Genomic DNA, 22,368 nt, shown 5'->3' with positions numbered 1-22,368 from the left:
CACTAGGCTAGGGCGCTAAGTCGAGTTAAGTGTTGGTTTCGAGGTCTGAGATCTCAAATCTCTGGCGTAGAATTGAAGTCGATGGTTAAGGTTGCTTTTTCATTCGCCCTTGGAGTGGCGGTTTCTTCGGCTTATGCTCAATCCTTCAAGTTCACCGAGATCGTGAGCGATGATCCGTTTACCATGAACTCGGTGAACGACCGAGGAGATGTCGTCGGCGTTCTGACCCACGCGGACGGTACCAAGACGGGCACGGTTTACAATTCGGCGACCGGATTCCACAACCTAGGAATCACGGATGACGACCAGGTCTTTGGAAAGCTGACGCAAAGCGGGAGCGTTTATTCTCGGCTCTACAGCCAATTCGCGTCTGGACCCTACTACCGAACATCACTCGACGGCACTCGGTCTCAAATCGACTTTACCAACGGCGGGGCCATCTCGTTTCATGGCCAAATGCAGGCGCCGCTGGTCAGCGATGACGACCGACTCGTTTTGAATGACGATACCGATTTCTACATTTGGACTCCGACGACGGGGACGACCTACTTTGCTCCGAAGTCGGGTCCGGGAATTTCGAACATTTTCGGCTTTGGGAACAATGGGACTCTGTTGGCCAACGGTCCGGGCAAAATCTTGCGAGTCTATGGGGATGGCACCACTTCGGATATTGCCTTTCCTTCTGGTGCCCTTGCACAAGGTCAGACTGAAATTCAGTACGCTGAGACCCCGTCGGGAAGCGCTGTTTACGAGATGCTTAGCCTACAGAATTATGGCGGCGGTGCCTCCTCCTGGTTCAATCGCGACTATGTGGTTCCATCCAGCGGAGCCGCACCCTATGTCGTTTCTCGCGAGGCCTATTACGCTTCGGCAAATGCAAGCGCGGTCAATTCTGGTGAAATCATCCTGGGTTTGACGGATGACGGGTATGCGGCTAGGAGAGACGCAGATGGGTACCTTACTAACCTTCCCAGCTACTCGGTTCTGGACCGGAATAACATTCTCGATAGCGGGATTTCGGTGAAAGGGCAAAGCGCCTCCATGGGCTGGGTGATTGGGCGTGGCACCGGCTCTGGACTGGGGACGAACGTCAATATCATCGGACAATATGGCATGGTGCCTGAACCTGCGTCGTTTGCAATTTTGGGCTTAGGGACTGCGGCACTTCTGGTTCGAAGAAAGACGCGGAGAACTGCCAACCGCTAGCCTTTGACCGCGTTATAATGCACCATGCGTCGGGTTGCGTTGGTGGTCTTGGTCCTTTCGGTTGTTGTTGGTTGCGGCGAGCCGCCAGACCTTACGGCGGTGAAGCCGACGTACAAGGGCTACTGGCGGACGGGAAAGTCGAAGGACAACTACATGGTGATGGAGATTTACCAGGATAACTCCGTCAACCTTTTTGGAACTCGGCAGGACATGCAGGCTCCGGGCGATTTGCAGGGTGACAAGCTGACCGTCGATGCCGGCAAGGCGACGATGAAAGGTCACAACTATTCGGCGGACCCAAATGCCAAGTTTCCGTTCGACCTGAAGCGAGTTTCGGACAAGAAAATCGAGATTACGGATGAATCGGGGCAGGTTTTTGGCGTGAATACTCCGCTGGAGTTCGACAAGATGTCCAGCGACGATCAGGACTCAACCAACGCGGCCATCATGCAGCGGGCCATGAACGGCGGTTAACGAGTACACGAAGAGGGGACGATTGCCGTTCGGCTTGGCGACCTCGCGAAGACGTGCGATGTCGCGATTCAGCATCGATCTCTGTTCGTTGTTGATGACGAGGTCCTCGGCTTCGAGGATTGAGTGTTTTTGGGTGTGGGCGATCTCCCAGTCGGCGTCCTGAAGGTCGGGAGAATCGACAAGCGACTCGCTATCGAGCGTCCAGCCTGAGCGGGGCAGAAGGCTTTTCAATTGATCTTGGGTGAGCGGGGTACGGATGTTGGCCTGACTTTCGGGTTTGGCGGACTCGATCATTTCTTGGATTTGCACTGCCGTGAAGTGACCCAATTGATCGCTTGAGTGGAGGTGGAGATCCCATTCGGCGAAGGCGAGGCGTGGTGAGAGACGGCGAAGCGCTTGGAGGGTTTCGACCAGTTCTTGTTGGGAAGCGAAGTACCAGGACGACATCGCCATGACGGCGACATCGAAGGAGTTTTCGGGGAAGTCAGCCCTTCGGATGTCGCATTCGAAGTGAAAGTCGACTCGGTCGCCGATAGGAGAGTTTTGAATCTTCTCCGTCGCTTCGGCAAGGGTCTCTGGAGCGCCGTAGGTCGGCGAAGCAAGGTCGACGGCAGTGACGTGTCCGTCTGGGCCGACGGCTTCCATGAGCACAGCGGTCATATCGCCTTGCCCGCATCCAACCTCGAGCACTTTTGATCCCGCTGGAATGCTCCATGTTTCGAGCATTCGGCGGCGATGGGCGGTTTGAATCCCTTGAATCTCGTGAAGTGCGCTCATTTGACGACGGTGAAGTATTCCTCGAAAAACTTGGCGGAATCGACTTTGCTGGCGACAAAATCGGTGCCTTCGCCAGCGGCGAATTTGGTTTGACCCTTCTCGGGATTTGCAGCGACTTTGCCTTGCTCGAAGGTGAGTAAGCCGGGGTTGAAGATCGAGGCGGCCGCGAGAGGGTCGTGGAACGTGATTTTGCCCTCACGCTCGAACCACTTGGTGGCCATCTTTAGCACCAACTCCAGCAGGGGGCCCTTGAAGTGCTTTTCGCATTCGGCTTTCTCCATTTGGCATTGAAGGGTGACGTCGAGCCCGACCCAGTAGTGGCGTCGCCGTTTGGCGTGGGCGACCATGGCGGTGGCGACGGGGTCGCATACGCAGTTCCATTCGGTATCGAAGTCGAGGTGAAAGACGCCAGCCATGGAGACGAACTCCTTGAGCAGGAACGGGATTTCGGGATCAAGAGCGAAGAGCAGAGCGACATTGGGGAACGGGCCGATGCTAAGCAGGGTGATCTCGCCAGGGCGGGAGCGGATGGTTTGGCGAAGGAAGTCGACGGCTTCGTCCTGCTTTCGGTCGAGTTTGTGAGGCAGGTCTTTGATGGGTTCGTACTGGGCACACCAGGGCTGGCCCTGGCCGTAGGCGAGCACGTCGGAGCGGCCGCAATGGATGGGAACGTCTTTTCGACCAGCGGCGGAGCACAGGACTTCGGCGATGGCCGCTCGCTGATCGACGGGGCCGGTAACCGTGGTGATCCCCAAAAGGTCGCATTCCGGCTTGCTGAGAAGGTAGCTGATGGCCAGGGCGTCGTCGATGTCGTTGCCTGGGTCGGTGTCGAGGAGGATCGGGATTTTGTCCACGGTATCGCTATGTTACTACCGGTGCGAGCAAGAAGAAGCCCCGCCCTAGGAACTTGGGTCGGGGCATTGAGGGTTCGCAGAGACCTAGCTAAGATTCTTCTTGCGGACGATGTAGGCGGCGATGGCGAAGGGAAGCCAGACCGGAGTGAAGACCAGGGCGTAGATGCAGACCACGCCGAGGACTTGTCCGACGGAACCGAGGCCGCTCTTAGCGTCTTTGAACGCATTGCCGGACCAGTTACTGCTCGTGCTTCCACCGGCTTGATCGGCCTTGTCGCCACGCAGAAGGTCCACCGTGATGGTGCTGTACTGCGAACGCTCGGTGAGGCTCTTGACTTGGGCTCGGTAAGCGTTCAGGTTGACTCGGACCTCGGCGATCTCACGTCGCAATACGTTCTTCTCATGCTCCGTTTTGGCCTTGTCCATTGCCTTGACCAGGCGATCCTCTTCGTCGGCCCACGAGATCATTCGGGTGGAACTGTCGACGGTTTCGCTGGTGATGTCCTGGCTCGCGCCACTTTCGGAGAGGACCTTGCCCATGTTGCGGAGCTTGTTCATCGCGCCGCTGTAGTTCTTGGTAGGGACGCGAACGACCATGTTGGCGGAGCCGCCGTCCTCGGTGTTCTGCATCTGGTTGTTGACCACAAATCCGTCGAAGCCTTGGACCATGCCAGTCACTTCGTCGACCGAGCGGAGCAGGTCTTCCACCTGGAGGCGGATTTCGCCGGTGCGCTCGAGGTAGATGCCGTGGGGTGTGTCGTTGAGGGTGACAGGCGCGTTGGCAGTCTTATCGCGAATGTCGCGCATTTGGGACTTGAACGGAGTTTCGGGTTCGGCCGCCTTCTTCATGGAGTCGGCGGGGATATAGCCTGATCCCTTGGCTTGGCTCATTTGTTCGGGCATGCCCTTGATTGAAGCGCCGTCAACGGCCTTATCTGCTTCGGCATCGCCCGGGAGGCCGCCGCCACTGTAGCGACTCAGACCGGATACGCCATTCGACTCACTCAAAGCAGGCGAATCGGTGGTGCTGTCCCCGGGGCTCATGGGTGCTTTGCCAGCCATCGTGGGAGCGGCCCCGTTAACAGGGTTCTGGTACTGTGCGCTGAGCCTGGACTTCTCCGTCATTTGTTTGGCGGCCGATGCCGTCACATCGCTCTTTTCGCTCGACGCTTTTGCCGCAACCTTAGACTGGGCAAAGACAGGGAAGATCATGGCGGCGACGATCAGTGAGCCCATGCCGAGACTGAGATAGGTGGCAATGCGCCAAATCTTCTGGGTCTCCTTCTTTCGGTCGGCCCCCGACTTCTGCAAGCGCTCTTGAAGCTTGTCGAAGCCGTAGGGCTCGCCCGCATCGGCGGTGCGAAGGGTGTCTGAAATCGTCTTGAAGTCTTCGACCATTTTCTGCAGTTGGGAATCGTTTCGAAGGTGGGTTTCGACTTCCGTCTGCTGGGCGAGGTCGAGTTCGCCGTCCAGGTAGCTCTTGATGTTTTCCATTTACTGAACCTCCGTTTGAGGCTGGGTTTCGGGCGAATAGATGGACTTTCGCAGGTTGGTGAAGGCGTGGAAGAGGCGGCTCTTGACCGTACCGACGGGGACGCCGGTGATTTGGGCGATCTCTTCGTAGGTGAAGCCGTCGATCTCGTGGAGGGTGACGACCTCGCGGTGCTCGTCCGAGAGCTTGGAGAGAGCGATGCGCAGGAATTCGCGGTTGATTAGTTGGGATTCCTGGGACGTCTCATCCTTGAACTCGGGGAGTGGCTCGGTGCGCGATAGGTTGCGGTTGACGCGCCGACATTCGTTCAGCGCGATGCCGATCAGCCAGGTGAGGGGTTGGCTTTCGCCGCGGAATTTGGCAAGGTTGCGCTGAGCCGTCAGAAAGGTTTCTTGGGCGGCGTCTCCGGCGTGGTGGTATCCCACTCGCGTCGAGCAGAACCGAAACACACGGTCGTAGTGCTGCTTGGCAAGTTGGGCAATATCCAGCTTTTCCACCTTTGGGGCCGCCTGTTGTTGGACAACTAGCATCATACAGAACGTGGGTGCGCCTTAACATGGGAATCGTTCAAACTCTTTTTCGGTGCGAAAAAGAATGTCGCGGGAATTGGCGATAGAGCAGTGCTTGGAGTTAGGAAATTGTATGAGAATTGCCCTGGTAGAAGTACGGTCACGCTGAATTCAAGACACTTCAAATGGTCTTTTATTGTGTTCGTGGTAATGTCCTGATTCTTACGAAATTCTATTTACGGTAAAAATACTGGGTGAAAAGGGGGATTTCGGGTTGCGGGCATTCCTTAAACATGTTAAAAATACGAGCGGCTTGAGTTCCAGCGTGGGGACTTGCCTCATTCTTTTTGGAGCACACATGAAAATAAGCAGATCGCTAACCACGATGCTTGTCTTGGGCTTCTCTGCGAGTTACTCGTTCGCCGACTTTACTGTCTCGAATGCGGGTCCTTTGGACTCGGTCGGGGCTATTGGGACGGCAGGAAACGGATACTTCACAGGGACCTACACAGGCGCAACAACATTGTTCGGCAATATTAGCTTCTCTGGAGATCTGACGAAGGTCATTTCAGGCACCTATGCCAGCGAAGCTCGCTGGAACATTTCGAATCTCAACACAGGGTTCTCACAGTCATTTCAGCCCAGTACAACAAGTTCGTATAGCGGCACGATCTCTGTTACCAAAGATTCTTCAGCGCTCGTGTGGGCAAACGCGGGTGATACCTTTGGATTCGAATCGTACGAGTATTTTGATGATGGGGCTGGACCGGACTCGACCTGGAACAACGTTTCGTTCACCTTTAGCCGTGGTCCGTCGATCATCAACATCGGCAACTACTCTTCCGGTACGGACTTTACGATCGATACCGAATCGTCGAGCTTCGATACCGAATTGGCTCTGTACACGTCGACAGGAACGCTTTTGGGCAACGATGACGATGGAGGCACGGGAACGCTCAGCCTTTTGACTCCGGGCGTCCTGGCAGACGGGGACTATTACATTGTGGCCGGTGGCTACAACAGCACGTTTGCGAACGGCTTTGCTTTCGCGGGCAATGCGACGGGCAATATGAACGTCAATGTCAATGGGACATCGGTTTACGCTGGCAGCCACCCGGCAGGAACGTTCGATGTTCTTGAGTTCACGGTTGGCAGTCCGGTTCCAGAACCGGCTTCCTTCGCCGTCCTCGGTCTGGGCGCGGTAGCCTTGCTTCGACGACGAAAGAAGTAAACATCTCTTGCCAGTAAGAGAGAAAGAGGGGAGCGCAGATTGCGGTCCCCTTTTTGGTTATTGGATGGGAGGCGGTTCGTTTGCCTTCGTAGGTTTCTTGGCCGCGACTGGTACGGGCGAACTCGCCTCGGCGGCATTGATGAACGACTGGAAGAGCTGGTCGCTGATTTCTCGGTAAGCACCTGGTCCAGAGGGGACGAAGATGACCTTGGCCTTTTCACCCTGCGAGATATCGCGCATGGCGTCGAAATACTGGTTGATGAGCACAAGGTTCATCAGGGTTTGGGGATCGGCGCCAGGCATGGCGGTCTTGAGGCTTTCCACTGAAATGGACAGGCCGCGCACGATGGCTTCGCGCTGGGCAGCGATACCTTCGCCTTGCAGGCGCTTGGCTTCGGCTTCGGCTTCAGCGTGGAGAACGGTGCGGAACTTTTGGGCTTCACCTTGGTTCTTGGCTGCGACCTTCTCGTTCTCCGAAGCCTGAACGGCGTTCATGGCGCGAACGACCTCTTCGGCGGGACGAACTTCGTTCACCAGCGCGTTGCGGATTTGGAATCCGAACTCGCTCATGGAGATCGTCAGTTGCTCGTTGACGGCGTTGCCGATGGAGTCTTGATGCTCGAAGACGTCGCGGAGTTGCATCTTGGCAACCTCGCCGCGGACCACGTTGAGCACGAACGCTGTGATCTGCTGTTCGGGGCTTTGGAGCTTATAATGGGCGTCCGATGCTCGCTCGGGGATGACCGCGTACTGCACGCGCAGAATCATGTTGATGAAGACGTTGTCGCTGGTTTTGAACTGACCAGGGATGTCGAGTTCACGGATGCGGAGGGAGAGCCTTCCGGCGGCGGTCTCAAGGACCGGCACCTTGAAGTTGAGGCCTGCTCGGGCGACGCGGTTGAATTTGCCCAGCCTCTGGATGATGACCGCGTCCTGCTGACCGACGACGAAGACCCCACTGAAAAAGAGAATGATCCCGACGAGGGCCAGGAACGGCAAAAGGACGACTCCCGCCCCTGGACCGTCCGACGCCTGTGCGAAGAATAGTTCTATCACAACAAGTAGTACGGTGGGGTGATTCGTAAGGATTCTTCTTTTAAGGCGACCGAGCTTTCCGGCGTAACTCGCTTTTGCCCGAAAGGTCAAGCTTTGCGCGTCGCCTCGAGCAAAACGACTCCCACATCAGTCGACTAAGTCTAGAATATTATTAAATTTTCATTTATTCCCGTAAAAATGCTTGGCGAACTGGAATATGATGGTACTTATGGTTAAGAGTCTTCCCCAGGAGAAGAGCACTGATACTCTTGTTCAACTCAAATGCCTTTTTTGGGCGGTCTTATTGTCGACAGTTTTTATTGTCGTCCATCAGTTCTCGTACCGAAACTGGGGACTCTTTGGGGCCAGGTCTGTCGCAGCATCGGAAGCGCCATTTTTCCCTGCGCCAAATCTGACCGTTGATCTTCAGGGCGCTATTCGAAATATCAGCGCTCATCTCAATTCGATTCCAGGTGCCGATAGTATCGAAGTTCAAAAATGGACTCCTGCAGAAAGCGGTTGGACAGCTTGGACCGCCGTCACGCACGAGTACTATTTTGATGATGGACGACAATATAACTTCTATCTAGGCCCCGGTTCTGTGGTAGGGGGAATCTACCGGATTCGGGCAAGGTTCATTTACTACGACGGCGATGGCGTTCTAACTGGCGGGCCGTGGGCGAGCGTCGCCATCATCTGGACTCCAAATGGGCCAGCAATTCCCTATTATTCCTTTAACCCGGGCGATCCTTGTGGGCCAAGCAGCCCCCTTATGGGTGGTGCCAGGGCAAACTGCAGCGATGAAGGGCGGAGTGCGGACCCTGTCAATTTGGCATTGGGTTTCGAAAGCTATCGGCCCAAGCCCGACATAGCTGTTTACAACCCTGCCGGCCCGAATGTGATCTTTCAGCGTACGTACCATGAACTTGGCGTTTCTCAGTCTGGGACATCCGCAGGAATGGGTTTGGGCTGGTCGAACAATTACGATGTTTCAGCCGTTTATGATACGACCTTAAACGGTTGGGCACCGATCCTCCTCAAGTTCCCTGGCAACTCGCAGGTGACTCTTGATCCAGTCCTTTCTTCGGGAAATCCGACGGGCTCTTTTACGATTCCTTCAGGCTCACCGTATGTTGTACAAGGTACGCCGAGTACTACAACCGCATTCAGTTGGGATGTCATAACAATCAAGTGGAATGACGAGACCGTTTGGACGCTCACTCCATCCGGCTCTGGGAAGCTTCGTTTAACAAAGATCACGAGTAACACCGGTCAGTACCTGTCCTTGACTTGGAATGGAGACTATTTAGCTTCTGTCTCGAACCAAGATGGCACTACTCTCCTGACTCTTGTTTACAGCTCCAACTTGCTTTCCGAGGTGAGAGATTGCTACTCGAGGAGTACTTACTTTGCTTACTCTGGCAATACAACTTCATTGCTTCAGTCAGCAAGTCAATTAGTTGCCACCGGTACTGCTAACCCACCTTCGAAGGCAGCTTACGCATATTCATCGGTGGACGTCAGCGGTGGAGTCATCATAGACGGACTCTTGAGTACCGTTACTGTTCCAAGTCCGATTGGTGGGGGGGCGACTAGCCAGGCCGTTCTTAATTATAACTCTGGACTTCGAGTTACCGATGTCACCGATGCAAACGGTAACAAGGAGGTCTACACCTACAACAGTCTAGCAACCGTCGTCAGTGACAAAGATCCGAGTAATAGTGTTGTTCTTCAGTACACACAGAACTTCGACTCCCAGCTTCGAAATACGGGCTTCACAGACTCCAATGGTCATACCACAACTTATGAATACCTGGACTCAGCGAACCCATATCGGCCGACGAAGGTCACTGATCGAAACGGACATATTACTCACTTTGGATATGACGGCTTTGGTCACGTCGTTTCTATTACGACGCCACGGACTGTAACTACAACCTTTTCGTACAACTATAGTGCTTGGCCGACGGGCAGACTCATCCAAATTCAACGCGGTTCAGAGTCGCCAACGAACATTTCTTATTTCAGTAATGGCCTCGTCGATACGGTCACGTCGCCTAAGCCGGGTGCTACTTCTGGCACGGTAAACACTTCCTTCACCTATGACAGCCTCGGGAACATCGCTACAAAGACGATTCCGGGTAATAACGCCGTTACGTCTGCAACGACGACATACGGCTATACGACAGACGGAAGCTACTCGCAAACAGCTAGGTCGCACGAACCGATTGTCATTACCGATCCAAATGGCAACCAGTCGCATCTTCGCTACGATAGCCAGGGGCGGGTAACCGATGCGACGGATCAGGTCGGGCGGACAACTAACTTCACATATGACATCATTGGCAGCATCACGGATGCCTACTTCCCGGCGAGCGGGCAAACTGGTACGGGAAATACTCATAAGCAGGACACCTTTATGTGGCCGGGAGGGCCACTCTCCGATTCCAAGCTCTTCGATGAGTCCGGTGCGCTAGTCAATCAATCTCATTTCACGTACGGTTATGAAGGTGAGTTGCTCGGTCGATCGGGAGATAACGAAAACGTTTCGCTGGTGTACGATGCGGTGTATCGACCGACCTACCGCTATGACGGAAACAATCACGCGACCCAGTTTTCTTATGACAATGTTGGCCGGCTGAGCCAAGTGACATACCCCGGCGGTGCCAATGAGCAATATACGTCCTATGACAATGAGGGACATTTGCTACAGCGAATTGAGCCTCGTGGCCGAATCATCAACTACGATTACAATGACCCTGAGAGCTTCCTGACAAGCGTAAGTTACCCCCTTACGCCGTCAGACAATATTAGTTACCTCTATGATTCCGTTGGTCGTACTCAGCAGGTAACGGATGGTCAGGGAACTTATAACTACACCTACGGTCGGAACGACGAGTTGTTGACGGATACAACTACCTATACTGGGGTCAAGTCCGTAACAATGAGCTTTGGCTACTACTCGAATGGCAGCCGCAGCCAGGTACAAGTTCCGCAATTCGACTTCCAGAGCAATTATAGCTATGATGCGGGTGGGCGACCGGCCAGTATTGTAAATCCGTTTGGAGAGACGACCAACTATGACTACAATGCTGACAACTCGCTTAACAAGCAGACAGACGCAAATGGTGTCAACACTACATATAGCTATAATGCTCTTCGACAGGTCCAAAGCATCATCCACAAGAATAGTTCGGGAACTACTCTCGGCAGCTTTTCCGTCACTGGGCGAAGTGGTATCGGCGACGTCACGGGCTTGACTTCTTCGATTCCTGGAGCCCCAAGGTACAGCGGTACGTCTACGTATTCATACAACTCAAAGGACGAACTCACTAGCGCTGTTTCGACTCTAAATGGCGGATATTCACAGGCCTTTGCGAGCGATGGCGCCGGAAATCTGACTACGATTCGGGGAACGGGGTATTCCTATGACAACCTGAATCAGATTTCGGGAACTGGGTTCACTTATGATCTGGCTGGTAACCCCACGACTTATCGAGGCTTGACAGCAACATATGATACTGAGAATCGATTGTTATCCTTTGGATCTAGCTACACTGCAACTTATAGATTCGATAACAATCGTGCCAGCCGTACGATCGATGGCGTCACCCGATACTTCTACTACCTCGACGGGCACGTTGCGTTCGAGACTGACAGTTCGCCTGACTGGCAAACCTACTATACGTATGGCCCCGATGGCCTCGTATCTACTCGGGTAGCGCCTACAGGTGGCCTGGGCACCTATACGACGTCATACTATCATTTTGATGGCCAAGGTAACGCTGCATTTAAGACGAGTTCTTCGCAGGCAATCGGCGGTTATCAATATGTTGATCCCTACGGATTAGCAGCGATTTCATCCAAGAAAACTGAATCGTGTTTCGGCATGGGTGCCAAGTACGGCTATTATTTCGAGCCCGCGATCGGAATGTATTGTCTCGGCAATCGATACTACGACCCTACTACGGCCCGGTTCCTCACTCGAGATCCGATTGGAGCGGCTGGGGGAATCAATCTGTATTCCTATACCCAAAACAGTCCGATCAGCAAGGTGGATCCCGCAGGTACAGACTCTTGGTTATCGAATTTTGGTGCGGGCATACATCGCTTTTTGCCTTATGTTGATGACGCAATTCGTGACGGTCAAGCCAATCACGGTGCGCTTGGAGTCGGTATTGCTACGCTCGAAACCACGGCTGTTGACTTCGTTGGTGGTGGCCTAAGCAATATTCTTCGAATGGGGACGGACTTAGGGCATTATGCCGGAGGTGACCCTTGTACCCCACTTAGTGCCGCCGTAATGGATGGGGCAAACATTGCTTTGAATCTGCTGACAGCTGGGCAGGCCTCTGGGATTAGCGCGTCTGAATCAGTAACGGCTCGCCCGATTGTAATTGGCGAGACCATGGATCGCGTGATCAATGCGGCTAAAGTTTATGACCTAGAGTACTTCAAACCGTCCAAAAGTGCGCTGAGGGCTGCAAAGCGTGGAGACTGGGATAAATTGACATTGGAGAATCAAGCCTTCATCGATTCAGCTAAGGCTAATGGGCGCATTATTTACTCGATTGGCATTGACGCTGCTCGAAGCGAGCGGGGGCTTGGCTTTATCTATGAGCAAGGATGGGTGGGAGATTACCCGACGATACCTCTGAGTTATCCGCCTACGGGCTGGCCACCAACTCAAGGTACGATGATGATACACTAAAGTCGCGGAACAGCCTTGGATGGTGTTCCTTTGGCTGAAATCCAGGAAGAACAATCCTTGGTCTAGATATTTTCAAGTCGACGAGTATATCTGTGATTTGTCCATCTTTTTCCCTTCCGCGGGAATCGCCAGGTACCTCTAGCAAGCAGCAAAGGGTACCCATGATACTCTTTGCGGAGACCGATCGCTTAATGTTAGAATTGAAGCAGCCAACATTTCTCCCCGCAAGTTATGAGTCTAGTAAAACTCAATGGAATTCAGTTTCAACGGGCTTGTCCCTCCGAACTCAGCAATGCAAGACAAAATATGAAATTCTTTCGAAAATCTGGCGAAAACGATATTCAGTACTATCTGCCCAAAATACGAGAGCTCACACAAAGACTTGAGGCATTTGGATTTAGGATTGTCTCCGAACGTGTATCAGGGCCAATAAAATTCACGATGTCCCTTGAGAACGAAAGTATCCAATTGACTTTTCATTACGACACCGGCGACTATTATTACACGGCCTACTATTTAGAGAACGGGAGAGTTTGGAGAGACCACAGCGGAGAATTGCACGCACAACTCCTCCCCTTAGCCTATGCCGTTAATCTTCGTGGCGGCGAAAAGAGGGCACCTAGTCGGTTAACTTCACCCCAAGTGGCTCAAGCAATCCAAGAAGATATTCGTAAGCTAACTCAATTTGCGCCAGATATCCTAAATGGAGAGATTGCTGGAGTGGCGGATCTTCAGCTTCAGCACTTTCGCCTACTGTATGAGCAATACGGTGAACAAGGCATTCCCAATTCAATCCTCAATAAATTAAGAAGCTGACTTATGCCTGACTCCACTTGCCGCCACAGACATCCCCGCTCATATTAAAGGCCACGCACTGGGGCGAGGCCAATCCAAGATTTGCAATCAGCTACCGCTTCGCGGCTTTGAGGCGAGCGGTTGCTCGCTCGATTTCGAGGATGGCTTCCCCTTGGGTCATGGTCGAGTTACCATCGCCTCGGAGTTCCATTCGCGCCTGCTCCAGCGCCTTTTCAGCTTCGCTGACATCGAGATCGCCTGCATAGCGGGCCTCATCGGCCAAAACGGTCACCGAGTTGTCGCCAACCTGCACGAATCCGCCACCGACATAGACATGATGCCGGTTGTTGGAGTTATCCAGGTACTCCAGCACGCCCGGTCGAAGAGCCGACACGACGGCGACGTGGCCAGCCTGGACGCCGAAGTATCCATCGACGCCAGGAGCGATCACGCTGATCGTGGTCGTGCTCACGACCTCGCGGTCGGGAGCAACGACGGAGAGTGCGAATTCGGTTGCCATTTTTTAGCCAGCCGCCATGAGCTTCTTGGCCTTCTCGTGGACGTCTTCGAGACCGCCACAGTAGAGGAATGCCTGCTCTGGGTAGTGGTCGAGGTTGCCTTCCACGATTTCCTTGAACGACGCGACCGTTTCATCGATCGAAACGTATCGACCGGCGTTACCGGTGAACTGCTCAGCAACGAAGAAAGGCTGCGAGAGGAATCGCTCGAGCTTTCGAGCTCGGCCAACCAACTGCTTGTCGTCGTCGGAAAGTTCGTCGATACCGAGGATCGCGATGATGTCTTGCAGTTCCTTGTATCGCTGCAGCGTCTGCTGAACCTGTCGAGCGACGCCGTAGTGCTCAGCGCCGACCACGTGCGGGTCGAGGTTCTTGGACGTAGAAGCGAGCGGGTCGACCGCCGGGAAGAGACCCTTCGAAGCGATGGATCGCTCGAGGTAGACGTACGCGTCAAGGTGCGAGAAGGTCGTTGCCGGAGCCGGGTCGGAGGGGTCGTCAGCCGGAACGTAGACCGCCTGGACCGAGGTAACCGAACCCTTGGTCGTCGAGGTGATTCGCTCTTGGAGAAGTCCCATTTCCGTGGCGAGCGTCGGCTGGTAGCCGACCGCGCTGGGCATTCGTCCGAGAAGCGCCGATACCTCGGAACCTGCCTGGACGAATCGGAAGATGTTGTCAACGAAGATCAGAACGTCGCTGCCGACTTCGTCGCGGAAGTACTCAGCCATCGTAAGCGCGGTCAGAGCTACTCGAAGTCGTGCTCCGGGCGGCTCGTTCATCTGACCGAAGACCATTGCCGTCTTATCGAGAACCGACTTTTCGGTGCCGTCCTTATCCTTAAACTTGGCTTCCTTCATTTCAAGCCAGAGGTCGTTTCCTTCACGAGTTCGCTCACCCACGCCAGCAAACATCGAAACGCCCGAGGCTTCAACCGCAATGTTTCGAATGAGCTCTTGGATGGTAACCGTCTTACCCAGACCTGCACCACCAAAGAGACCGATCTTTCCACCCTTGTTGAACGGGATGAGAAGGTCGACGACCTTCAGACCGGTGGGAAGAAGCTCGACCTTGGTCGACTGCTCTTCGAAGGACGGTGGCTGGCGGTGGATCGGGAGCCTCGGCGTGCCTTCGCTAACGGCGGCGCCGTTGTCGATCGGCTTGCCGAGAAGGTTGAAGACTCGGCCGAGGGTTTCGTTGCCGACCGGAACCGAAATCGGAGCACCGGTGTCGGCGGCGTCCATTCCGCGGACGAGGCCGTCGGTGGAAGCCAAAGCGACCGTTCGTACGATACCATCGCCGAGGTGCTGAGCGACCTCACAGGTGATGTCGATTTTTCGGGCTGCGTCTTTGATTTCAATCGCGTTGTAGATCGCAGGCAGTTGGTCGGACGAGAAACGGCAGTCCACAACGGGACCCAAAATCTGAATAATCTTTCCGGTGCCAGGCATTCGGTTTAGGCTTCCTTGTCGGATGTGACAAATTGGCGCGGATGCGCCGGGGGAAATTATACCCCTTGGGAACCCTCGATCTTTGCATGTCCGTCAAACGAATATGGATGAATATAAAATCCATTGGGTGAAAAAGGAGCGGGGCATCGAGCACGCCGACGAACTCATGTGCCGAGTCGAGCATATCCTGAACGAGTTGGCCACCCAGGGCTGGAAGCTGAAGGAGATTCTTCCGAATGTGAATACAGCCTCGGGTGACTGGTTGGGTGTCTTTCTGGTCCTGAACAAAGCCTAGATCTAACTCTTCTCCTTCAGCGGCGAAGGTAGGTGGATTTGAAAACTGCGACGAAGCAGGGGGAAGGTTCTTTGTGTTGAGGGCCAGCATTCGGTGAGGTACCCGCACCTTTACTCTTCCCGGAGTCGTACCTAATGTTGTGCCCACCTATAAAACCATCCACGTTGTCAAGGAAGATTCGGTTTTTAAGCCAGATCGCACCGTCTTGGAACGGGCAGAGTCTGCGCTTAACGAACACATCGCCCAAGGATGGGAATTGGATTTCTTTAAACCTAAACAAATCGGAGTTCAAGTCTTCCAAGTCATCATGCTTCTCAAGAAACAATAAGAACGCCAACAAACTTCTAGTAACCTTATGAATGGTGCTGCCCGACAATTTCGGTTCGAAGCTTGGCGCGTGGGATCCGGTGCATGGTTGGATTCCGGTGACCTATCTGAACTGCTTTCAGAAGCAGTCGATTTCGGGCGTGTGTCGGATACTGGCGGCGACGGCGGGAAGCACGACCCAACTCTTGACCGACTTGCTGGATTTCTTTCCCGGCCCGTATCGGATGGCATACCTGCTGGTAACTCCGCCGGAAGGGTTCGAGCCGATGAAATACGAAGTTACCGGGTTGGACAAAAGTCAAATCGTGGACCTTTTCGGGCGGTTTCGCCGATTCTTGGAGAGCGACGCTCGGCACCATCTGTGGATTCACGCCGAGGGGGGCGGAGGAACGCTCATCTGTGATGAGCACGATTGGATCTACGTTTACGGCAACTTAGGCGCCGTTGAAGAGTTCTTGATCGAGCGAGGCTTTGGAGAAGAGATGCCAACGATTCCGTTTCCTCACCTTCATAATGAGTCGAGCGCCAATGACCCTGACATGCAAGCGCTTTTGGCGTTTTTTGACTGGAAAGCTCAGCCCGTCTCCAATCTTGGTTAGTCGATCGCCATGTTTGCCCCGCCAAAGCCAGACGTCCCGCTGATCGTGGCCATTCCGTCCCAGTTTTTGTTGCTGGTCATTGTGCTTTTGCCCTATGTGGCGGCTCTTTTTCTCACCAAGAACCGTCGGTGCTGGCTTTTGTGGCATCGCCTCAGTTGGCGGTTGACTTTGGCTGTGGTGGCGGTCATCACCGTCGTTCGCGTTGTCTATTACGTCGGTCTTCCGATCCTTTGGGCAGGATCGAACGAGGCGCTTGGATCGGGGTTCTATTCGATCATCCTTACTTTTGGCCTCGTAGAGACTTATCCGATTTTGACGATCAGCCAGATTTTTCACGGTTGGACCCCAATGCCGTATACCGAGTATTTCGCGATCGACTTTGGACTTTTGTTCGTCCTGTTTAGCCTATTGCACTTCTCGAAGACCCGCCTTGCGAAGCGGGCCTACGAGATCGAATAGCGGTTACGAAGTCTTCTTTCGTCGCATCAGCGCGAGGCATCCGACGCCGAGGATGGCGAATGAGGCTGACTCGGGAAGCGGTTCGGCGAAGCCGGTGTAAGTTCCGTAGACTGTCTCGAAGCCGGTGCTTGCTTCGTAGTTGCTGATGCCGACGATGTAGCCGGTCGAAGCAAATTGGGCATCCAAGAATGTGTTGTGATAGACCGTTCCCGTTGCATCGTTCTTGACGTCGTACAACATGGGATTATTGAGGCGGTAGGGCTCGCCTCCAGCATTGTTTCCGGTAATGGCGAGACCGTTGTCGTTGATCGCTAAAACGTGATCGCCCCAATAGTAGGTGATGCCGAAATCGCCAACGGAACTTCCATGTCGAAAAATATTAGATGCGTATCCTCCGACGGGCACAACGAGCTCGGTTTGCGTACCGGTGTAAGGAGAAGTGAACGTGTACTGCTTTGTTCCTGATGCCAACTCTTTGTAGCCAACGAAGGTGCCGTATTGGTCCGAGCCGGATGGAGGATCGACGATCGAGTGATTTCCGCCGGAGTCAACCTTCTCAATTCCCAAACTGGTCTTGAGGAACATGCTGCCACTAGGTCCGAAGGAGACCACGTATCCATCGGCTAGCTGCTGGGTGCCAGTTGCTTGGGACCAAACGTAGTAGTGGCCGCCGCTCCAGAAACTTACGCGGTCATCGTCGGCGAGGACCGTATTAGTAATGGTTGTTCCCAGGCTGAGGGTTCCGCCGTTGGTCAGGTCAAGGAGAGTCTTGGTTCCGCCCACCGAAGTCCGATAGATACCGCTGTTGGGGTCGGCGTTGCCGGAGGAACCCTTGTTCTGCGAGTAGACATAACCGCCGGACGTGAAATTGCCAAACATGACGTCGTTGTTTCCAAGGGCGATGTCTTGGAAACCGGTCGACGGGTTGTACACGAATCCCTTCTCGACTCCGGTTGTCTCGTGGTAGAACCCGGTCACGTCGCCCGAATCGTTCAGGGACTTGAACTTAAGAGCGCGGTCTGTCCGAAGGGTGTGTATGTCGAACGAGTAGTTTGACGCGGTCTGAGCATTGGCCGCCGTCGCAATTACCAAACCCAAAGCAATGAAAAGGGAACGAGCCATGGTCCCCAGTATAGGGGAAGATACATTTATTGGGTGATGTACAGCGTCAATTTCTAATAACTCAAAAACAAATGTCCATTCGATTATCGAATTGTTTGGTGCGGTCGCGTTTTGGTTCCCTACAGGTCCTAAAGTCCCAAAATCGGGAAGACCTGTCATATTTACCAGGCTAATCTCGTCTCACAAAGGGAGAGGGATTGATGAACAAAAGCCGAATAACGGTTCGAGACAAGCTCGAAACGATGTGGTACTTCCACAGGGATATTGTCGTCCAATTCTTGGTCGCGGATGCGATCATTGGGATTCTATTGAGTTTGGTGACGGGCGAATCCGTTGCCATGTTGCCCGCCTATGCGGTTCCTTGCTTCAGCGTTGCCAACTACGTGATTGCCAATCGGCGATACAAGGCTGTGCAGTTTGAGCTGCCGCTAGGCATGTTCTTCGCCTTTGGCTTCGCCACATTCCTTGCACTGGCCAACAGCCTAACGATGACCGTGGATCACGCACGGGCCTCATTTGGCGGTTGGATCAGTTTGCTATTCCTGGTTCTGTTCGGCATTTTAACGGCGGGAATTGGTTTTGCGACCTACCTGCTGTGGTCGGAAGACGAGATGGATGCTCGCGTGAGCCTCCACCAGTTCCGGGCTCGACGCTAAGGACTCATCAAAACAGAGAAGGGTGCGACGAAATCGTCGCACCCTTCATTCTGTGTCCTGGATTGGTTAGCCTGAGTTTCTCAGGCCCAGTGAGACGTTGCCAGTGACGGCACTGACGTCGATGGAGCCATTGCCGGCGCCGAGTCGGCCGGTGATTCGCTGGTCGTTTTGAGCTCGGTCTTCGAGTTCAATCGAAGTTTGGGCCAAGCCGCGAAGCGTGGTGACCGCGACCCGAGCGTCCGAGCCATCGGGGATCGAAATCCAGGCGTTGCCGTTGACGGTTCGGACGTTCATCGATCCTGTAACCGGTTCGATGACGTCGATCGAAATATCGCCAGAGACGGCTTCGACCGCGATCGTCTTGCCGCTGGAGCTTCGGATCGAGATGTTGCCGCTTGCCGAGCGGAGGTTCATGTTTCCGGTGACCTTGTCGACGGAGATGTTGCCCGCTTTGTTCTCGATAAGAACATTGCTGGCGGTGGAATCTTCGAGATACACATCACCCGAATAGGCTTGGACTTCGATTTGACCCTCAAGGCCAGACAGGTCGATGCGACCGTCGGTGCTATTGATGCGGCACGAATTCTTCGTGTCCTTGACCGTTACATGTCCAGCCTCCGACTTCACTTCGACCGCTGGGGTGGCGGCGACGAAAATCTCGAGATCAACGTCGAGGCCGGTAACGTGGGGCTGTTTAATCTCAACCGCGCGGTCGTTGCCTTCCACGATCAGCGTGTAGGCATCGGCCTTGGCTTTGGCGTCTTCTTGGGTGGCTCCCCGGAATTTGGCTCGGGCTATCACGTAGGATTCGGCGGTGTCGGGCATGATCGTGACGTGGCCGCTTCCGTTTTCGACTCGGAGCGTCTGACCTTCCTTAATGGTGATGGGAAGGCGAATCTCGCGGGTGGTGGTGCTGAACAGCCAATTGATGTTGAACTTGCCTTTGCTGACCTCTTCGAGACCCGATTTGAGCGCGTCCAGACCCTTCTTAGCGTTGGTTCGCGCGGATTCGGTGACCTCCTTCCAATCGACGTTCTCGGTGACTTCTTTGCCCAGTCGCTCGACGGTGTCGATGATGGCTCGGAATGGGTCTCTGGGCCGAGACTCGCCGGAGTAGGCTTTCTCGTCCGTTTTCGGCGGCTCCTCAGTGCCGGTCGTGGCGCCGTTCGTCGTGCTGGCGGCACCAGCGTAGACGGCTTCTTCGCTCTCCGAATTGTAAAAGGCGTCGATCAGGTCGGCCGCGTCCTCGGGCGACAGCTTGCCCTCGGCTACGAGCTTGTTAATGCGCTTGATTTCCTCTTTCAACTTAAAACTCCCAATTTTCTCTTCGCTTCCTCAGCGGTGATTTCACCCTTCTCCAACTGCTCGAGAATCTGTTTGCGTTTGCCCGATAGCTTGTCGCCGCGTTCCTTGGTCTCGTATGGCGTGAGGCCCAGGGCGTTGAGCAGGGTATCGAGGCGAGCTTTGGCGGTAGGGTAGCTGATGCCAAGCTCTCGTTCGACTCCGTTCAGCATTCCTCGGCTCTTCAAAAAGATTTCGAGGAATTCGATTTGGTCGGGGTCCAGTCTCGCATACCGCGGGATCTCAAAATTTCCACGAATGGTAATGCCGGTTTCCTCGCTGGTGAGTTCGCTTATGAAGAGCTCGCCACCGCTTACCGGGTCCTTGTGGGGAATTCTGTGAAGTCTGTTCCGGTCCATATGTGCCTACTTACTCTTATCTTGGCGGATCGGTTGCAAAGCCATAGTGGTCCCACCTTCAATTATTTGGGACCTTTCCGCAATATTCGTTATAATTCTAGCCTGATCATTAGAAAAGTTTAACTTTTGACGGGCATAGGTCCCGGTCGGTACACTGGGCCCTATGTCATCTTCGTTAGACATTTTGAAAGAGCGTATGGCCGATGTGAACGCCCTTGGGGCGGCCATGTCGATCATGGATTGGGACCAACAGACCTATATGCCGCGTGGTGGCGCCGAAGCCCGGGCCGCGCATTTGGAATCGCTCTCTCGAATGCGACACGAGCTCTTCACTTCGGATGAAGTTCAGAAGCTGGTTGAGGCCGCAGCAAAAGACGCGGAAGGCGACGACCTAGCTTTGGTAAGAGTCATCAAGCGCGATCTTGAGCTGGCGACGAAACTCCCGTCTGAGTTGGTGGCACGCAAGAGCAAGCTGGCGGCCATCGCCCACGAAGATTGGGTTTCGGCGCGGACCCGCAACGATTTCCCTGGCTTTGCCGAGACCTTGGAGAAGATGTTCGACATCTGCAAGGAGGAAGCGGAGTGCCTGGGCTACACAGACCATATCTACGATGCGCTGACCGATCAGTACGAAGAAGGCATGACCGCCGCCGAGTGGAAGAAGATGTACGAGTCGATCAAGGGCCCGCAGGTCGAGTTGGTCAAGGCGATCAAGGAGTGCGGTCCGGTCGACGACTCGCGACTGTACGGCGATTGGGACAAGACTAAGCAGTCCGAATTCACCGAGATGATCGTGAAGGCGATCGGCTTCGACTTCAATCGTGGCCGCCAGGATACGGCGCCGCACCCGTTCTGCACGGGCTGGTCGGTGGGAGATATCCGATTGACGACGCGCTACAAGCCATACCTCGGCTCAGCGATCTTCGGCTCCATGCACGAGGCTGGGCATGGCATGTACGAGCAGGGCTCGCCGGAGAAATGGGACCTGACCTCGCTCGCCGGCGGCGTTTCGCTGGGCGTACACGAAAGCCAGAGCCGCACATGGGAGAACATCGTGGGCCGCAGTCGCGCGTTCTGGACGCACTTCCTGCCCGACCTGCAGAAGACGTTCCCGGCAATCGCCGATCTCTCGGTCGACCACTTTTACAAGATCATCAACAAGGTCGAACCTTCGCTAATCCGGGTGGAGGCCGACGAACTAACTTACAACCTGCACACGCTAGTGCGATTTGAGATCGAGTGCGCGGTTCTGACGGACGAGCTGAAGGTGAAGGACATGCCGGAAGCTTGGAACGCCAAGTATGAAGAGTACCTGGGCGTCCGTCCGACGACGGATTCTGAGGGATGCCTCCAGGATGTGCACTGGTCAATGGGATCGATCGGGTACTTCCCGACCTACTCGATGGGCAACATTCTCAGCTACCAGATTTGGAATTCGCTGGAGAAGGATGTGAAGAATCCTGACGAACTGATCGCGAAGGGCGAATTCGAGCCGATCCTGGGCTGGCTTCAGGCGAAGATCTACTCGCAGGGTCGCAAGTATACGCCGAAGGAGTTGATCCTGAACGCGACGGGCGAGCCGATGAACGCCAAGTACTATCTGGATGGCTTGGGCGCAAAGTACCGAGAGCTATACGGGCTGTAAGGGGCTGTTAGTTCAACTCCCACACTTGGGTGTGGGAGCCATCTTCTTCGGTTCGCGTCTCGGTTAATTGAAAGCCTAGCTTCGTCAAGACATTCTGCGAACCGCGATTGTCGGGGTGGACGGTGGCGATGAGGCGCCCGATGCCCCAGTTTGCCTTTCCAAACTCGATGAGGCCGCGAATGGCTTCGGAGGCGTAGCCTTGGCCCCATTTGTCTCGTCGGAATGCGTATTTGACCTCCGGTTCGGGTTGCTGGTTTGGGTGAACGATGCCTCCGCAACCGATGACCTCGCCCGCAGCTTTGTCGGCAAATGCCACCATTCCATATCCTCTTACTGCAAAGTTCTTGTCGGTGACGTCAACCCACCTATGACAATCTTCAAGCGGCAGCGGGTCGCCGTCCGCTATATAGATCGAGGCTTCCGGGTCTCCGTAAATGGCGAACATTGCCTCGGCATCCTCGTGAGTCAGACGACGCACAAGCAGGCGTTCGGTCTCGAACAGCATCGATTAAGTCTAC

Annotated in this window: 21 protein-coding genes; 10 read left to right on the top strand and 11 right to left on the bottom strand. The window is 54.5% G+C overall.

Translation table 11 applies throughout. The annotated features are described in order from the left end of the window. Nucleotides 1–81: 81 nt before the first annotated feature. Together GC165_15790 and GC165_15785 are read left to right on the top strand one after the other, a co-directional pair. A complete protein-coding gene (locus tag GC165_15790) occupies nucleotides 82–1,206 on the top strand; it encodes a PEP-CTERM sorting domain-containing protein (protein ID MBI1334332.1) in 1,125 nt (374 codons plus the stop codon). Nucleotides 1,207–1,230: 24 nt separating this feature from the next. Next, nucleotides 1,231–1,680 carry a hypothetical protein gene (locus GC165_15785; GenBank protein ID MBI1334331.1) on the top strand — a complete coding sequence of 150 codons (450 nt, stop codon included), beginning with the start codon at nucleotides 1,231–1,233 and terminating at the stop codon, nucleotides 1,678–1,680. Here GC165_15785 and GC165_15780 read toward each other — a convergent pair. From GC165_15780 to GC165_15765, 4 genes are all read right to left on the bottom strand, one after another. Then, nucleotides 1,636–2,457: a methyltransferase domain-containing protein gene (locus GC165_15780; GenBank protein ID MBI1334330.1), complete on the bottom strand. Its 822-nt coding sequence runs from the start codon at nucleotides 2,455–2,457 to the stop codon at nucleotides 1,636–1,638. The two genes, GC165_15785 and GC165_15780, sit on opposite strands and share 45 nt — an antisense overlap. Further along, nucleotides 2,454–3,311, bottom strand: a complete 858-nt coding sequence (locus GC165_15775) for a nucleoside hydrolase (GenBank protein MBI1334329.1) — start codon at nucleotides 3,309–3,311, stop codon at nucleotides 2,454–2,456. The genes GC165_15780 and GC165_15775 overlap by 4 nt, the downstream gene beginning before the upstream one ends. An 84-nt stretch (nucleotides 3,312–3,395) precedes the next feature. After that, nucleotides 3,396–4,805 carry a DUF4349 domain-containing protein gene (locus tag GC165_15770; protein MBI1334328.1) on the bottom strand — a complete coding sequence of 470 codons (1,410 nt, stop codon included), beginning with the start codon at nucleotides 4,803–4,805 and terminating at the stop codon, nucleotides 3,396–3,398. After that, entirely contained in the window at nucleotides 4,806–5,336 is a 531-nt protein-coding gene (locus tag GC165_15765) for a sigma-70 family RNA polymerase sigma factor (protein MBI1334327.1), read from the bottom strand. It lies immediately after the preceding gene. A 334-nt stretch (nucleotides 5,337–5,670) separates the two neighbouring features. Here GC165_15765 and GC165_15760 point away from each other — a divergent pair, with 334 nt between their 5' ends. Next, a complete protein-coding gene (locus GC165_15760; protein MBI1334326.1) occupies nucleotides 5,671–6,543 on the top strand; it encodes a PEP-CTERM sorting domain-containing protein in 873 nt (290 codons plus the stop codon). A gap of 57 nt (nucleotides 6,544–6,600) precedes the next feature. On the opposite strand, the gene GC165_15755 is transcribed toward GC165_15760, so the two are convergent. Next, on the bottom strand, nucleotides 6,601–7,689 hold the full coding sequence (locus GC165_15755) for an SPFH domain-containing protein (GenBank protein ID MBI1334325.1): 1,089 nt from the start codon (nucleotides 7,687–7,689) through the stop codon (nucleotides 6,601–6,603). Between the two features lie 106 nt (nucleotides 7,690–7,795). Here GC165_15755 and GC165_15750 point away from each other — a divergent pair, with 106 nt between their 5' ends. Both GC165_15750 and GC165_15745 read left to right on the top strand, forming a co-directional pair. Further along, nucleotides 7,796–12,289, top strand: a complete 4,494-nt coding sequence (locus GC165_15750; protein ID MBI1334324.1) for a hypothetical protein — start codon at nucleotides 7,796–7,798, stop codon at nucleotides 12,287–12,289. Nucleotides 12,290–12,520: 231 nt separating this feature from the next. Beyond that, on the top strand, nucleotides 12,521–13,105 hold the full coding sequence (locus tag GC165_15745) for a hypothetical protein (GenBank protein MBI1334323.1): 585 nt from the start codon (nucleotides 12,521–12,523) through the stop codon (nucleotides 13,103–13,105). A gap of 91 nt (nucleotides 13,106–13,196) precedes the next feature. Here GC165_15745 and atpC read toward each other — a convergent pair whose 3' ends face one another. Together atpC and atpD are read right to left on the bottom strand one after the other, a co-directional pair. Next, the gene (atpC, locus tag GC165_15740; GenBank protein MBI1334322.1) at nucleotides 13,197–13,604 is read right to left on the bottom strand and encodes an ATP synthase F1 subunit epsilon; all 408 of its coding nucleotides are present in this window, start codon (nucleotides 13,602–13,604) and stop codon (nucleotides 13,197–13,199) included. 3 nt (nucleotides 13,605–13,607) lie between these two features. Then, nucleotides 13,608–15,047 carry a F0F1 ATP synthase subunit beta gene (gene atpD / locus GC165_15735; protein ID MBI1334321.1) on the bottom strand — a complete coding sequence of 480 codons (1,440 nt, stop codon included), beginning with the start codon at nucleotides 15,045–15,047 and terminating at the stop codon, nucleotides 13,608–13,610. Between the two features lie 434 nt (nucleotides 15,048–15,481). Here atpD and GC165_15730 point away from each other — a divergent pair, with 434 nt between their 5' ends. Genes GC165_15730 through GC165_15720 form a run of 3 tightly spaced genes read left to right on the top strand, consistent with a single transcriptional unit; the run spans nucleotide 15,482 to nucleotide 16,727 of the window. Then, nucleotides 15,482–15,670 (top strand): hypothetical protein, encoded by a 189-nt coding sequence (locus tag GC165_15730; protein MBI1334320.1) that lies wholly within the window; start codon nucleotides 15,482–15,484, stop codon nucleotides 15,668–15,670. Between the two features lie 31 nt (nucleotides 15,671–15,701). Further along, complete coding sequence (locus GC165_15725; GenBank protein MBI1334319.1) at nucleotides 15,702–16,268, top strand: hypothetical protein; 567 nt, start codon at nucleotides 15,702–15,704, stop codon at nucleotides 16,266–16,268. Between the two features lie 9 nt (nucleotides 16,269–16,277). Beyond that, nucleotides 16,278–16,727, top strand: coding sequence for a hypothetical protein (locus GC165_15720; protein ID MBI1334318.1), 450 nt, complete (start codon nucleotides 16,278–16,280; stop codon nucleotides 16,725–16,727). Between the two features lie 3 nt (nucleotides 16,728–16,730). Here GC165_15720 and GC165_15715 read toward each other — a convergent pair whose 3' ends face one another. Next, nucleotides 16,731–17,849, bottom strand: a complete 1,119-nt coding sequence (locus GC165_15715) for a hypothetical protein (protein ID MBI1334317.1) — start codon at nucleotides 17,847–17,849, stop codon at nucleotides 16,731–16,733. Between the two features lie 200 nt (nucleotides 17,850–18,049). Between GC165_15715 and GC165_15710 the strand changes: the two genes are divergently transcribed. Next, nucleotides 18,050–18,505: a hypothetical protein gene (locus GC165_15710; protein MBI1334316.1), complete on the top strand. Its 456-nt coding sequence runs from the start codon at nucleotides 18,050–18,052 to the stop codon at nucleotides 18,503–18,505. Nucleotides 18,506–18,571: 66 nt separating this feature from the next. Here the strand turns inward: GC165_15710 and GC165_15705 are convergent, their stop codons facing one another. Both GC165_15705 and GC165_15700 read right to left on the bottom strand, forming a co-directional pair. Continuing rightward, entirely contained in the window at nucleotides 18,572–19,810 is a 1,239-nt protein-coding gene (locus GC165_15705; protein MBI1334315.1) for a DUF4097 family beta strand repeat protein, read from the bottom strand. Then, nucleotides 19,807–20,205, bottom strand: coding sequence for a DUF2089 family protein (locus tag GC165_15700; protein MBI1334314.1), 399 nt, complete (start codon nucleotides 20,203–20,205; stop codon nucleotides 19,807–19,809). The genes GC165_15705 and GC165_15700 overlap by 4 nt, the downstream gene beginning before the upstream one ends. Before the next feature lie 163 nt (nucleotides 20,206–20,368). Here GC165_15700 and GC165_15695 point away from each other — a divergent pair, with 163 nt between their 5' ends. Then, nucleotides 20,369–21,850: a carboxypeptidase M32 gene (locus GC165_15695; protein MBI1334313.1), complete on the top strand. Its 1,482-nt coding sequence runs from the start codon at nucleotides 20,369–20,371 to the stop codon at nucleotides 21,848–21,850. Nucleotides 21,851–21,857: 7 nt separating this feature from the next. On the opposite strand, the gene GC165_15690 is transcribed toward GC165_15695, so the two are convergent. Beyond that, nucleotides 21,858–22,355 (bottom strand): GNAT family N-acetyltransferase, encoded by a 498-nt coding sequence (locus GC165_15690; protein ID MBI1334312.1) that lies wholly within the window; start codon nucleotides 22,353–22,355, stop codon nucleotides 21,858–21,860. Nucleotides 22,356–22,368 lie beyond the last annotated feature (13 nt).

Source organism: Armatimonadota bacterium, from assembly GCA_016125185.1.
In the GTDB taxonomy this organism is placed as follows: Bacteria; Armatimonadota; Fimbriimonadia; order Fimbriimonadales; family Fimbriimonadaceae; genus Fimbriimonas.
This window is presented reverse-complemented; position numbering and strand designations above follow the sequence as displayed.

Excerpts from the sequence above, each read along its gene's own strand:
- GC165_15790 (MBI1334332.1), top strand. The coding sequence starts at position 82 with ATGGTTAAGGTTGCTTTTTCATTCGCCCTTGGAGTGGCGGTTTCTTCG.
- GC165_15785 (MBI1334331.1), top strand. The coding sequence starts at position 1,231 with ATGCGTCGGGTTGCGTTGGTGGTCTTGGTCCTTTCGGTTGTTGTTGGT.
- GC165_15780 (MBI1334330.1), bottom strand. The coding sequence starts at position 2,457 with ATGAGCGCACTTCACGAGATTCAAGGGATTCAAACCGCCCATCGCCGC.
- GC165_15770 (MBI1334328.1), bottom strand. The coding sequence starts at position 4,805 with ATGGAAAACATCAAGAGCTACCTGGACGGCGAACTCGACCTCGCCCAG.
- GC165_15765 (MBI1334327.1), bottom strand. The coding sequence starts at position 5,336 with ATGATGCTAGTTGTCCAACAACAGGCGGCCCCAAAGGTGGAAAAGCTG.
- GC165_15760 (MBI1334326.1), top strand. The coding sequence starts at position 5,671 with ATGAAAATAAGCAGATCGCTAACCACGATGCTTGTCTTGGGCTTCTCT.
- GC165_15750 (MBI1334324.1), top strand. The coding sequence starts at position 7,796 with ATGATGGTACTTATGGTTAAGAGTCTTCCCCAGGAGAAGAGCACTGAT.
- GC165_15745 (MBI1334323.1), top strand. The coding sequence starts at position 12,521 with ATGAGTCTAGTAAAACTCAATGGAATTCAGTTTCAACGGGCTTGTCCC.
- atpC (MBI1334322.1), bottom strand. The coding sequence starts at position 13,604 with ATGGCAACCGAATTCGCACTCTCCGTCGTTGCTCCCGACCGCGAGGTC.
- atpD (MBI1334321.1), bottom strand. The coding sequence starts at position 15,047 with ATGCCTGGCACCGGAAAGATTATTCAGATTTTGGGTCCCGTTGTGGAC.
- GC165_15725 (MBI1334319.1), top strand. The coding sequence starts at position 15,702 with ATGGTGCTGCCCGACAATTTCGGTTCGAAGCTTGGCGCGTGGGATCCG.
- GC165_15720 (MBI1334318.1), top strand. The coding sequence starts at position 16,278 with ATGTTTGCCCCGCCAAAGCCAGACGTCCCGCTGATCGTGGCCATTCCG.
- GC165_15715 (MBI1334317.1), bottom strand. The coding sequence starts at position 17,849 with ATGGCTCGTTCCCTTTTCATTGCTTTGGGTTTGGTAATTGCGACGGCG.
- GC165_15710 (MBI1334316.1), top strand. The coding sequence starts at position 18,050 with ATGAACAAAAGCCGAATAACGGTTCGAGACAAGCTCGAAACGATGTGG.
- GC165_15700 (MBI1334314.1), bottom strand. The coding sequence starts at position 20,205 with ATGGACCGGAACAGACTTCACAGAATTCCCCACAAGGACCCGGTAAGC.
- GC165_15695 (MBI1334313.1), top strand. The coding sequence starts at position 20,369 with ATGTCATCTTCGTTAGACATTTTGAAAGAGCGTATGGCCGATGTGAAC.
- GC165_15690 (MBI1334312.1), bottom strand. The coding sequence starts at position 22,355 with ATGCTGTTCGAGACCGAACGCCTGCTTGTGCGTCGTCTGACTCACGAG.